At 66.6% G+C, this 12,858-nt stretch carries 8 protein-coding genes and 1 pseudogene; 5 read left to right on the forward strand and 4 right to left on the reverse strand.

Annotation, left to right across the window (positions count from 1 at the left end; all coding sequences use genetic code 11):
• Positions 1 to 243: 243 nt before the first annotated feature.
• Complete coding sequence (locus tag HDA30_RS07395) at positions 244 to 2,664, forward strand: DUF262 domain-containing protein (RefSeq protein WP_184241519.1); 2,421 nt, start codon at positions 244 to 246, stop codon at positions 2,662 to 2,664.
• 88 nt (positions 2,665 to 2,752) lie between these two features.
• Here HDA30_RS07395 and HDA30_RS07400 read toward each other — a convergent pair whose 3' ends face one another.
• The 4 genes from HDA30_RS07400 to HDA30_RS07415 form a co-directional block, all read right to left on the reverse strand.
• Positions 2,753 to 3,229 carry a hypothetical protein gene (locus tag HDA30_RS07400; RefSeq protein ID WP_184241520.1) on the reverse strand — a complete coding sequence of 159 codons (477 nt, stop codon included), beginning with the start codon at positions 3,227 to 3,229 and terminating at the stop codon, positions 2,753 to 2,755.
• 93 nt (positions 3,230 to 3,322) lie between these two features.
• On the reverse strand, positions 3,323 to 6,574 hold the full coding sequence (locus HDA30_RS07405) for a type I restriction endonuclease subunit R (RefSeq protein ID WP_246418718.1): 3,252 nt from the start codon (positions 6,572 to 6,574) through the stop codon (positions 3,323 to 3,325).
• A 13-nt stretch (positions 6,575 to 6,587) separates the two neighbouring features.
• Entirely contained in the window at positions 6,588 to 7,862 is a 1,275-nt protein-coding gene (locus HDA30_RS07410) for a restriction endonuclease subunit S (protein ID WP_184241521.1), read from the reverse strand.
• Positions 7,859 to 9,832, reverse strand: a complete 1,974-nt coding sequence (locus HDA30_RS07415) for a type I restriction-modification system subunit M (protein WP_184241522.1) — start codon at positions 9,830 to 9,832, stop codon at positions 7,859 to 7,861. The genes HDA30_RS07410 and HDA30_RS07415 overlap by 4 nt, the downstream gene beginning before the upstream one ends.
• A gap of 287 nt (positions 9,833 to 10,119) precedes the next feature.
• On the opposite strand from HDA30_RS07415, the gene HDA30_RS07420 reads away from it, so the two are divergent.
• From HDA30_RS07420 to HDA30_RS07430, 4 genes and pseudogenes are all read left to right on the forward strand, one after another.
• Entirely contained in the window at positions 10,120 to 10,341 is a 222-nt protein-coding gene (locus HDA30_RS07420) for a helix-turn-helix domain-containing protein (RefSeq protein WP_246418719.1), read from the forward strand.
• The gene (locus HDA30_RS10540; RefSeq protein WP_246418720.1) at positions 10,338 to 10,550 is read left to right on the forward strand and encodes a HipA N-terminal domain-containing protein; all 213 of its coding nucleotides are present in this window, start codon (positions 10,338 to 10,340) and stop codon (positions 10,548 to 10,550) included. The genes HDA30_RS07420 and HDA30_RS10540 overlap by 4 nt, the downstream gene beginning before the upstream one ends.
• 72 nt (positions 10,551 to 10,622) lie before the next feature.
• Positions 10,623 to 11,153 (forward strand): annotated as a pseudogene (locus HDA30_RS10545) (HipA domain-containing protein); the annotation flags it as partial.
• A gap of 81 nt (positions 11,154 to 11,234) precedes the next feature.
• Positions 11,235 to 12,815: an alkaline phosphatase D family protein gene (locus HDA30_RS07430; RefSeq protein WP_184241523.1), complete on the forward strand. Its 1,581-nt coding sequence runs from the start codon at positions 11,235 to 11,237 to the stop codon at positions 12,813 to 12,815.
• The last annotated feature ends 43 nt before the right edge of the window (positions 12,816 to 12,858 follow it).

Below are 12,858 nucleotides of genomic sequence, written 5' to 3' on the forward strand. Positions count from 1 at the left end.
CCGCTGCGCCGCCCGACGCCGGACGGTCGTCGGCGGCAGGGGCGCGCTGACCCGCGTGATCGGACTGAATACGGTCGGCGCCCTCGGGCTGTTCGTTGCTCCGAGAAGACTGCGGTGCAGCGTGCGCGGACATGGGCCCCTCCAGATAGGTGCGAAGAAGCGAGCCAGCAGACACGGCTGGCCCAGCTCATAAAGTATTGCCCCCGGCACCGCCTGGACCTCGTCACCACTAGAGTGCGATGCATGCGCGGTCAGGTCAGCGGAATCCTCTCCACCTACGGCAATGTGGACCGGGAGCTCATCATCCCCGTCTACCAGCGCAACTACGACTGGAAGTCGAAACACTGCGCCCAGCTGCTCGACGACCTCGCCGCACTCATCCGTGAGGACCGCGGCGCCCATTTCTTCGGTTCAGTCGTGGGGGACCCCGAGTCCACGTTCCGTTGGGTGGTGATCGATGGGCAGCAGCGCCTCACCACCGTCAGTCTGCTTATGCTCGCGCTGGTGCGCCTCCTCGAGGAGGGAACGCTCCAGAGCACGGAAGAGGGACTGGCGGAGAAGATCCGCCGCAACTATCTGGTGCGGGACAACGAGACGTCCGCCCCGCGGTTCCGCCTTAAGCCGGTGAAACACGACGCCGATGCGTACCGCCGGCTCTTCAACCCCGCGCGCGAACCGCTGGAGTCGTCCAGGATCACCAAGAACTACCGCTACTTCCTTGAGCATCTCCCCCTCATAGGCCTGGACGGCGACCAGATCTGGAAAGCCGTGCAGGGTCTGGAAGTCATGATTCTGGATCTGGAGAAGCAGGACGACGCGCAGCGGATCTTTGAATCTCTGAACTCGACGGGGCTTGCGCTGAGCGAGGCGGACAAGGTGCGCAATCTCGTGCTGATGGGGCTGCCGAGCACGATGCAAGAGCAGGTCTACAGCGACTACTGGAACCGCATCGAGGAGAACGTCGCCTATGACACCTCCGTGTTCCTCCGGTGGTTCCTCGTCACCAAGACGGGCAAGACGCCAAAGATCTCTGATGTGTACGAGGCTTTCAAGCACTACGCGCAGTCCGTCGGCACGACAGGCGCACAGCTGCTGGAACCGGTCCGCGCGTACTCGGGGTACTACCGGCAGCTTCGTGATGCGTCGACCCACCATCCCCACGTGGACCGTCGGCTGCGGCGCCTGAACCTGATGAATCGCGAGGTGGTGCTCCCCCTGCTGATGCCGATGGTCGAGGAGCTGCACGGTGGCACGATCAGTCCCGATGACTTCGCGGACGCGCTGCGGGTGTTGGAGTCCTACCTGTTCCGCCGGCTGGCGGTGGGGCGGGCGTCGAACGCACTGAACAGCATCTTCGCGACGCTGCATCGAGAGGTCTCACGTATTCGCACAGCGGACACCCGCTTCACCGACGCGCTGGTCTACTCTCTGCGTCGCCGCAGTGGATCGGGTGAGTTCCCGCTCGATGACGACTTCATCGCGGGGTTCACGACGGCCAACCTATACCGGCTTCCTGCGACGGACCGCCGCTACCTCTTCGAGAGCCTGGAGAACGGCAACTCGCATGACACGCGCGATATCGCCGGTGGCCTGGCCGCGGGCGATCTCACCGTCGAACACGTGATGCCGCAGACGCTCACCGCTGAGTGGCGCCGAGAACTAGGAGAGAAAACCGAACGGATCCACGCCCAGTGGCTGCACCGCATCGGCAACCTCACGGTCACCGGGTACAACTCGACGTACTCCAATGCATCGTTCACGGTCAAGAAGACCATCGACGACGGATTCGATTCTTCTCCCTTTCGCCTCAACAAGGAGATGAAGGAGCACGTCCGATGGGATGAGGCCGCCCTGGAGGAACGAACGCGCCGGCTGGTGGATCTTGCCCTGACCATTTGGCCTCTGCCGTCCACGGACTTCGAGCCGCCCCGCCCACAGCTGCCCGTGGAGCCGATGGGAACGGAAGCCGATTTCACGGGCCGGTACATCGTGGCCTATGAGTTCCAGGGGCGCCGTCATGTGGTGGCCACGTGGCGGAACTTCGCGGTGCTCCTGCTGCGTGATCTGGTGGAGATCGACCGGCCGCGAGTGCTGGCCGTAGCAGAGCAGGTCGATGCCTACCGGGTGGAAGGGCAGCCGGTCCCGCCGGAGAAGGAGAAGAACTTCGTCGAGATTGAGCCTGGCCTCCGCTGGGATCTGGCCAGCAGCACCATGACCAAGGTGAATGCCCTGCGGCGCATGTTCGAGGCTGTGGGGGCAGACCCGGACGAGGTCATGATCACGCTGCGGCCCACCGAGGACGAAGCGAGCACCGAGGCCGCGGTGGCCGAGCCTGTGGCAGACGAGTTTGCGACTGTCATGAAGTTCCTGCCTCTTCTGGAGGAGGCCGCGGGTTCCAGCAGCACTGATCCGGGCGTCGCTCAGCTGGCGGAGGAGTTCGAGGCCGCCATGGAACCGTTCGTGGTCGAGGCCCCGGCCACAGCGTTGGGTATGGCACCGGCCAAGTTCGCGGCCGACACCGAACGCGTCGCCACAGCCACGCCGGAGCAGGCTGCCGCGCTGATCAGCGGTGTCATCGTGACCAAGCGTCAGCTCGACCCGGACGCGGTGCGGGATGCTGTGGCCGACGGATCCATGGCGTCATTCGTCCGACGACTCGCCTGACCCCGCGGCCAGTGCCGGACGGACGAAGCGAGGCCAGATGAGGACGGTGGTCATGCCGGTGGTCCTGTCATGAGCCGCTCCTCGCTGCTCACCCCAGCGACAGCGCCCCGGACCGGATGCGGTCCAGCAGCGCCACCTGCGCGGCGGGCGTGTACTTCACGCTCACGAAGGTCTCCCCGTCGCACTCGCCCTCGTACCCGACGATCCCGACTGCTGCTCCCTCGTCCGTTGGCTCCCAGCCCCGCTCGCCCTTGCGGATCAGCCCAGCTGCGGTGAGCGCCTTGTTGAGCTTGACCGCGGACAGTTTCAGACCGTTCGGCAGCTCACCACTGTCGTCCCAGGCCGCGATCATGGCCCGGGCTACGACGGCATCTGCCGACTTCGGGGCAGAGTCCTTCGGGATACTCGGCGCGGCCACCGGTTCCGGGGTGGAGATCGGCTCGGCCGCCACGACCTCCACCGGAGCTGCGACCTGCCCGTCGTCGTTCACCGCGGGCTGCCCTGCCGGGGCGTCCTTCACGGCCATCCGGCGGACCATGGTGAGCTGCTGCGAGGTGGCGTCCATGGCTCCCGCTTCCTTGGTGACCGGATACGACACGGTGCCGTATGACTGCGGTCACCACCCTAGTGAGTGGTCGCGACGTTCACCGAACAAGGATCACCGGTGCTGACTGCGCTCGGCGCGAGCCGACACAACGCGCTTGAACGACGCCCCTTCCCCCTCGTACTGCACGTCTCCGGGTCCTCCGGCATAGTCCACCGGCCCCGTCCCTTCGCCCCGCACCTTCCAGTACAGGTACTCCCCGATGGCAGCGACGATCATCTTGGACGGGTCTCCGCCTCTGCCCACGATGTCCGTCATCTTCGCGAAGGCATCCTCGTTCGCGTACACGGCGCCCATCGCCGACCGCTCCAGGTTCGGGCTCGCCAGAAACTGCTCCAGCGAGTTCGCTCCGGCCTGCCCCAGCAGCTTCTCGTCCTCCATGAGCGGCGCCACGAGAGCACTGACCCACGCCTCCTGCTGGGACGGGGAGGCATCCACTCCTTCGCCGGCGAAGATCTCGTTGATCTTCTCGATGACCTCCTCGAGCGGACCGCGCTGCTTCTCGCGCACCTGCCCGCCTCCCACGCCGGTGGTCCCCTTCAGCGCGGGACCACCGGTCAACTTGATATCCCCCGAGGACGTCTTCTTCTGCCGGATGCTCACCAACTGCACATCGCTCAGGTCGATCAGTTCCTCACCGCCGGGCTGATCGCCCATGAGCTGCACCAGGTGCCGCAGGAACAGCGCCCGCTTGTAATGCTCGGTGTCCCCGAACTCGTAGATCTGGGAGAGGAAGTCGTAGAGGCTAACGAAGGACCGCATGTCCTTGCGCATCAGCACGAGCTCGTTCACGCGCGTCTCGTCCTGGTTCATCCGCGCATGCGCCAGTTCCTTGCGGAACCGGTGTGCCACGGGCTCCAGCGCGGCCTGCAGGCCCTCCTGCCCGCTCCCCGGCGTCCACGCCACCCACACCTCGGCGAACGCGTCGACCTCGTCCCCGTCGTACACGCCCGCGGCGTCGAGTTTCGTCCCCAGGTCATGGATCAGGTTCGGGTCCGTCACCGTCTCCAGCTTCGCGCCGGCGTAGTACGGCTCGAAGGCGGCCTGGATGTCGTCTTCAGAGTTCACGAAGTCCAGCACGTAGGTGGTGTCCTTGCCGGGCGCCGCACGGTTCAGTCGGGAGAGCGTCTGCACGGCGAGAACGCCGGAGAGCTTCTTGTCCACGTAGAGGGCGCAGAGCTTGGGCTGGTCGAAGCCGGTCTGGTACTTGTTGGCCACGATCATCACCTGGTAGCCGTCCTCGTCGAAGGCCTTGGCCAGGTCCCCGGTCACGGACGGGTTCATGGACCGTTCGGTGACCTTCTCGAGCTCGAACTCGTCGTCGGTGACCTCGCCGGAGAAGGCCACCAGCGTGCCCACGTCCGTGTACCCCATGTCCTGGATGTACTGGTCCATCTGGCGCTTGTACCGGACGGCGGCGGCGCGGGAGTCGGTGACCACCATGGCCTTGGCCTGCCCGTCGAGCAGTCCGGCCACGTTGGCGCGGAAGTGCTCCACGATGATCTTGACCTTCTGGGCGATGTTCGTCGGGTGCAGCTTGACCCACCGCATGAGTTTCTTGCTCGCCTCGGTCTGGTCCACTTCGGTGGTCGGCTTCCCGACGACGGCCCGGTCGCCTTCCGGGCGGAACTCGCCCTGCTGTCCGGCCAAGGCCAGTTTGAAGGCGGTGTCGTAGTTGGTGAAGTTCTTCAGCACGTCGAGGATGAACTCCTCCTCGATGGCCTGCTGCATGGTGTACCGGTGGAAGGAGGAGGGGATCTCCTGGCCGTTCTCGTCGTATTCGCCGGAGGGGCGGCCGAACATCTGCAGGGTCTTGTCCTTCGGGGTGGCGGTGAAGGCGAAGAAGCTGATGTTCTGCGGGCGTCCGGTGGCGGCGACCTCGGCGGCGAGGATGGACTCGGTGTCCGCCTCTCCGCCGTCGTCGAAGTCGGCCTGCTCGTCCGGGGTGAGCACGCGCTTGAGCTTGGCTGCGGCGGAGCCGGTCTGGGAGGAGTGCGCCTCGTCCGCGATCACCGCGTAGGTGCGGCCGGCGAGTGTGGAGTCACCTTTGAGGAGTTCGAGCACGGCGGGGAAGGTCTGCAGCGTCACCACGATGATCCGGTTGCCCTGCAGCAGCGTCTGCTTCACCAGGGCGGACTTGCTGGTGGCCTCGCCGCCGAGGTTCTTGCGGTCCACGGCCACCACGGTGCCGGAGGTCCGTTCGATCTGCCGGACGGCCTCCTGGAGCTGATCGTCCAGCACGGTGCGGTCGGTGACCACGATGACCGAGTCGAACACCCGCTGCTCGTCCGCCCCGTAGGTGGAGAGCAGACGGTGGGCGGTCCAAGCGATGGTGTTGGTCTTGCCGGAGCCCGCGGAGTGTTCGATCAGGTAGGACTTGCCGGCGCCCTCCTCGCGGACGGCGGCGAGCATGTGCGTGACGGCCTCCCACTGGTGGAAGCGCGGGAAGATCAGCGTGGACTTCCGGCGCGCGCGGCCGTGCTCGTCCTCCACGGTCTCCTTCTTGAGGAAGACAAACTTCTGGAGGATCTCGAGCCAGGTGTCCCGCTGGAGAATCCGTTCCCACAGGTAGGCGGTGGAGGACCCGCCGTTCGGGTTGGGCGGGTTGCCGGCGTGGCCGTCGTCGCCCTGGTTGAAGGGCAGGAAGACGGTGTCCTTCCCGGCCAGCTTGGTGGTCATCCAGACCTCGCGGTTGGAGACGGCGAAGTGGACCACGGCGCGGGTGCCGAACCCGAACAGCGGCGTGGCCATGGGGTTGCGCTCGCGGTACTGCTTCTTCGCGTGGCCGATGGACTGGGTGGAGTCGGTCTTCAGCTCGATCGTGGCCACGGGCAGGCCGTTGACGAACAGCACCAGGTCCACGGACTCGTTAGTGGCCGGGTTGAAGTGCACCTGTCGCATCACGCGCAGCCGCATGCGCTCGTAGGAGGCGACGGCAGCCGGGTTCAGGTTCGTGGCCGGCCGCGGTTCGGCCATGCGCAGGGTGGCGGAGGTGCCGACCTTGAAGCCCTTGCGGAGCACGTTGAGGGTGCCGCCGACGCCGGTGTCCTGCGGCTTGTTCAGCACGTCGATCAGGCGGGTGGTGATCTGGTCCCGCTGCGCCTGCTGCACGGAGGCCGGGGCATCGGCTTTCACGATGCGCCCGTAGTCCTCCGGCTGGTTCTCGGACAGCCAGGCGTGGACGTCCTCGGGAACGATCGCGTTCTTGCGGTCGTAACCGTCATCGTTGGGCGAGTAGAGCCAGCCGTGCTGCTCGAGGTATTCGCAGATGTAGGTCTCGAGTTCGCTCTCGTTGTGGATGGCCATGTGCTGTCAGTCCTTAAGTGGGGATCTCGATCTGGCCGGTGACGGCGGCGGTGATGAGCGCGGCCCGGCGCTCCTGGGCAAGGTCGATGAACCGCTCCGCCTTGGCGATCAGGGTGTCGATCTTGGCGGTCTCGCGGTCGAGGTGGTCAGCGATCTCGCGCTGTTCGTCGAGTGGCGGGACAGGGAAAACGGTGCCTCGAAACTCCTTCTCGTTGAGGGACGGCACGGCTCCAGGTTGAACGAGACGCTCCAGAAGAAGTCCTTCCAACATGTACGCCGCGTAGCGGGGATGGAGAAGTGACTTCGGGCTCAGCGCGAGCATGTTGTTGTCGATACAGCTTGGTCGTGTAGCCACGCGAATCCGCCCTAGAAGAAGGGCAGCACCAATCTTTGCCATGACGAGAGTTCCCGATGGGAGAACTTTCGCCCTCAGTTTGTCTGCCGTCTCGCGACTGATCGTGTCCTCCGGCTCTCCCAGCCGCCCGTAGGAGTCCGCCCTACCGAGGTCACGGACTTTATAGAACGCAAGTTCCTCGTCGGTCACCCCCTGAAGCTCGGGCGGGAAACCGGCGCCAGAAGTCAGGTCGAACAGACGCCTCACGTGCATCCGCGGCCAATGGCTCGGGGCAGATTCGAGCCACGGCTCACTACTGGCAGCCGAAGCAGGCCTCACGCCCAAGAAACCTGTTCTCGCCAGAACTGCTGCTCTCCTTCGAGTACGAAGCGCATCGGACAACTGGCGCTGTTTCTCGATCAGGGCATCGATCGTGGCGGTCTCACGGTCGAGGTAGTCGGCGATGCGCCGTTGCGTGTCTGGTGGCGCCAGCGGCAAATCAATCTTGGCGAAATCACCATAACGGATCGACTGTCCGTCTCTAAGCTGGTCGACTGAAACCTGGAGTGCCTGGATATAACGCTCAGACTTGAGGAGCCATCGAAAGAAGCGAGGCTCTGCAAGCGGGGTCGGGGTCAGCACCGTGTAGGCAGCGCTGACTTTGCCACGGTGCTGGCTGAATTCAACGCCGCCTTGGAAAGAGCGCAGGTGGATCACGAAGTCCCCGGGCTCAACATGCTTCATGTTGTCGGAACCCACTAGATTCAGCACCACACGACTGCCCGTGATCTCCATATACTCGGACTGGGGTATGACTCCGTACTTCTGAGACGGCGTCAGATGCACATCATCGGGTCGAGACTTCTCTGACCGAAGAGAGAACAAGGACTTCGCAGGGACAGCTGCCCAGCCGCTCGGCAATGCCGGCAGCCAGTCATCGCGCTCGATGCTCATCCCTCCACCTCCTGCAACAGCTCGATGATCTCGGCGGTGAGCTGCTTGAGCTCGGCGTCGATCTCCTCGAGCGGGCGCGGCGGCACGTACTTATAGAACAGCCGGGTGAAGGGGATCTCGTAGCCGATCTTCGTCTTGGACTCGTCGATCCACGCGCCGGGCACGTGCGGGGCCACCTCGGCCTCGAAATACTCGTGGATATCTCGGCCGAAGGGCACCAGTTCGGTGTCGCGCAGCGAGGTGTCCGGCTCCGGCTCGCCCTTCTTGCTCTTCACCACCTCCGCCTCGGGGTCGTGCACGCCAATCGCCCCGGTCAAGGCCTTCACCAGAGGAGCACCGGCGGTCACGCCGTGCTCCTTCAACGCCTTCTTCAGGTCCAGCACGAAGGTGGGCTGGTGGTCCCAGACCCGGCCACGCAGGGAGGCGAGGGCGGTCTCGAGAGCCGAACGGCCGTCGTCGGGAAGCTTGCCCACCGGCTTGGTGGCGAGCGCCGACGTAATGGTGACGTCCTCCACCTCGAAGCGCAGCTGCAGCGGCCGCTCCACCGTGATCTCCCGGTAGCCGAAATCCTGCGCGGCGAGGACCTTGGAGAACTCGGCATTGCCCTCGGACTGGGCGTCGAAGTCACGGTAAATCTCCAGCACACGCTGGCGGTCCGCCGTGGACAGTTCCTTGTTCTTCGAACCCACGTTGCGGCGCAGCTTGGTGAAGAACGTGCGGGCGTCGATCAGCTGCACCCTGCCCCGCCGCTCCGCCGGCTTGTTGTTGTCCAACACCCACACGTAGGTGGCGATGCCGGTGTTGTAGAACATGTCCGTGGGCAGCGCGACGATCGCGTCCACCAGGTCCGACTCCAACAGCCAGCGGCGAATCTCCGACGGGCCCGAGCCCGCCCCGCCCGTGAACAGCGGGGAGCCGTTCAGAACGATGCCGGCCCGGCCACCACCCTCCGAGACCGGGCGGAGCTTCGAGGCGACGAGCTGGAGAAACAGCATCTGCCCGTCGCTGATGGCCGGGGCACCGCCCGGGAAGCGGTTCGTGGCGCCACCGGCGGCGATCTCCTTCTCCACCGCGGTGCGGGAGGCCTTCCAGTCGCCGCCGTAGGGCGGGTTGGAGAGGACATAGTCGAAGCGCTCCGTCAGGTGTGCGTCGTTCTTGAGGGTGTCCCCGCGGGCGATGCCATCCGCGTCCTGCCCCTTGCCCAGCAGCTCGGACTTGCAGATCGCATACGACTGATCGTTGAGCTCCTGCCCGAACAGGCGGACCTCCGCGTTCGGGTTCATGCGGCGCAGCCGCTCATCCAACAGGGACAGCATGCCGCCGGTGCCGGCCGTGGGGTCATAGACGGTGCGGACCGGGTAGCCGGTGAGGACGTCGTCGTCGTTGGCCGTGAGCAGATCCACCAGAAGCTTCACCGCGTCGCGCGGGGTGAAGTGCTCGCCGGCGGTCTCATTGGAGGCGGCCGCGAAGCGGCGGATCAGGTCCTCGAAGAGGCTGCCCATCTCCGCGTTGGACACCGCCTCCGGGGAGAGGTCAATGGAGGCGAACTGCTGCAAGACCAGGAAGATACGGTCGTGCTCGTCCAGCTTGGCGACCGTCTTGTCGAACTCGTAATAGGTGAACAGGTCCGCCACGTTCTGGGAGAACCCGTCCACATAGGCCAGCAGGTTCGTGCGGAGCAGGTCCGGCTCCTGCAGGATGCGGTCCACGGTGAACGGGCTCAGGTTGTAGAACGTAAGGCCCGTGCGGGACTCCACCAGGTTGGCGAGGACGAAGTCCGGATGGCCCTTGGCCGCCAGCTCCTGGAACAACTCCCGATGCGGGGCCATGACCGCTTCCAACCGGCGCAGGATGGTCAGCGGGAGCACAAGCGTGCCGTACTGGTTCGGCTTGAACACGCCCCGCAGCTGATCCGCGATCCCCCACACGAAGTTCGAGAGGTTCTGGGACGTGGGCGACGGAGCGGGCATGAGGGCCTTTCGGAGGGGACGGGCACTTGCGCCCGAGTCTAAAGAACGGGCTGAGCCGATACCCAGCGGAGCCGATCATCCGCCGCGCGCGTCTTCCTGTCGCCGCGCGCACCGCCCTGTCCGAAGAGATCCTCGGATTCGGCTTCGGGTGACCTCTCACCCGCCCCGCTCACCCGGATTCCGAACTTTCCTTCGGAATGCTCGCGCTGGCATCGGCAGGCACCGCCGCCCTCACCTCATTCCGAAGAACTCTTCGGAATTCACCATGTCCGTGCCACGATGGATTCATGCCCCCTATGCCCTCCCCCGCGGCCGCGCTCACGCGCATCAGCGATCACGTGCGCACCACCCGCCGCGCCATGAGCCTGACCCAGCAGGAGCTGGCAGACCTGGCCGGCGTCTCCGACGCGACCGTCCGGCAGATCGAGCGCGCCACGGGCCGGGGCACACTCTCCTCGCTGCTCGCCGTGCTCGGCGTCCTCGGGCTCGACCTCGAGGTCCGCGGGTGACGACGACCGCCCTGGACCACCTGCGGCGCGTCACCCGCGCAGACGTCTACAAAGCCGGCGTCCTCGCGGGCACCCTGACCCGCGACCGCCAGGGCACGGTGGCGTTCCGCTACGCCGAGGACTACCGCGCGGCTCCAGTCGCCTCCACACTGCATCTCGACGACGGCCCCGTCGTCGCACCCTCCGGCGGCCTGCCCGGACACCCTTGACTTCGCAGCCATCGCCGGCATCCCCGACCGACGTGCCCTCCCCGGCGTGCAGGCCAAAGCCTCCGCCGATTCGACCGCCTCACCGACGGGGACAGCGCCCCGGCGCGTCTAGCACTGGAGGACGGGGCCCAGGCCCTCGGCATCTACCCCGCGCAGAAGTACAACGTGACCACGGAGGAGGTGATCACCGCGCTCACTGCCCTGACGCCCACCGCACCCGTGGTCGCCCGCAACCTCTACCTCCAGTTCCTCTACGCCTGGCTCACGGGCGACGGCGATCTCCACGCAAAGAACGTCTCCGTGCTGCAGGGAACGGACGGTCGGTGGCAGATCGCGCCGATGTACGACGTGCCCTGCACCGCGCTCTACCGCGACATGACGATGGCGCTGACCGTCGACGGCCGCCACCGTGGCCTGCGTCGCCGGCACTGGGAGAACCTCGCCGACGCCGTGGGACTGCCCCAGCGGGCGGCACACGCAGCCATGCGCAAGGCCCTGTCCGCCGCCGACGCGGTCGATCTCCGCCGCCTGCCGTTCGAGGGCTCCCCGCTCAACGGTGCCGAACGTGAGCTGCGGCATCGCCGCGGGGAACTGCGAGACTGACCACCCCCATCCCCGCCCGGTTACCGGGCAGTCATCGGGCGGTTACCGCTCCCTCACCTCGCTCTGTCACCCTCGCTGCCCATGACGACGTACTCCGCTCCGGCCTCCGCCCACCCCGTCACCCGCCGCACCCTGCTGACCGCCGGCACGGTCGGCCTCGCCTCGGCCGCGTTCGTCTCGACCTCCGCCGGCACCGCCTACGCGGCCACCGGGACGAACCCGTTCTCGCTGGGCGTTGCCTCGGGCGACCCCTGGCCCGACGGCTTCGTCATCTGGACCCGCCTGGCCACGAGCCCGCTCAACGAGGACGGCCTCGGCGGCATGCCGGACAAGGCGTTCACCGTCGCCTACCAGGTGGCCGTGAACCCGGACTTCAGCGGCATCGTCCGCTCCGGCAGCGCCACCACGGACCGCTCCCGGGGCTACGCCGTGCACGTCACGCTCACCGGCCTGCGCCCCGGCACCCAGTACTGGTACCGCTTCCGCGTCGAGGGCCACGTCTCGCAGACCGGCCGCGCCGTCACCGCCCCGGCCGCTGGCGCGGACACCGGGCACATGTCGTTCACCGTCGCCTCCTGCGCGAACTGGGAACACGGCCACTTCACCGCCTACGGGCACATGGCCGACGAGAAGCCGGACCTGATGCTGCACCTGGGCGACTACTACTACGAGATCATGCCGTACGGGTATCCGGTCGGCTCCGGCGTCGTCCGCGCCCACAAGAACGGCGAGTCCCGCACCCTCGCCCAGTACCGCGCCCGCATGGCCCAGTACAAGTCCGACCCGCTGCTCCAGCAGGCCCACGCGGCCGCCCCCTGGATGGTCATCTGGGACGACCACGAGCTTGAGAACAACTGGGCCGACGACACCCCCGAGCTCTGGGACCCGAACTTCGCCACCCGCCGCGCCGCCGCATTCCGCGCCTACTACGAGAACATGCCGCTGCGCGCCTCCTCGGTCCCCCGGGGCACGGACATGCAGCTCTACCGGCGCCTGCACTGGGGCTCACTCGCGAACTTCCACCTGCTCGACACCCGCCAGTACCGCTCCGACCAGGCGAATCTCGACCTCGTCAAGGTCGTCGACGATGACGCCCGCGACCCGAACCGCACGATCACCGGCGCCGCCCAGGAGCAGTGGCTGCGCGAGGGGTTCGAGGCCTCAACGGCCCGCTGGGACTTCGTCACCCAGCAGGTGCCGTTCGTCCAGTACGACCGGACCTCCGGCCCGCTGCTGTGGGGAGACATGGACACCTGGGACGGCTACGTCGCCTCCCGCGGCCGCGTCATCGATGCCTGGCGTCAGGCCGGGGTGCGCAACCCCGTCGTCCTCACCGGCGACATCCACGAGGCGTTCGCCTCCGACGTGAAGGCCGACTTCGACGACCTCTCCTCCGAGTCCGTGGGCGTCGAGCTGATCACCACCTCGATCACCTCCGGCGGCGACGGCTCGGACTCCGCGACCGACGCCCTCGATTGGAACCCGCACATCAAGTTCAACAACGACCTGCGCGGCTACCTGCGTGTGGACCTCACCCCCGATCTGCTCAGCGCCCGGTTCCGGACCGTGGACTACGTCTCCGAGGTCGGAGCACCCGTGCGCACGCGGGCCCAGTTCGACGTGGTCGACGGCGAGCACCGACTGCGCCGGATCAGCGGCTGAGACCGCGCTGGCGGGTGAGCCTGCGGACTCGCTGTTGACCGGT

This window comes from Micrococcus cohnii, from assembly GCF_014205175.1.
GTDB lineage: Bacteria > Actinomycetota > Actinomycetes > Actinomycetales > Micrococcaceae > Micrococcus > Micrococcus cohnii.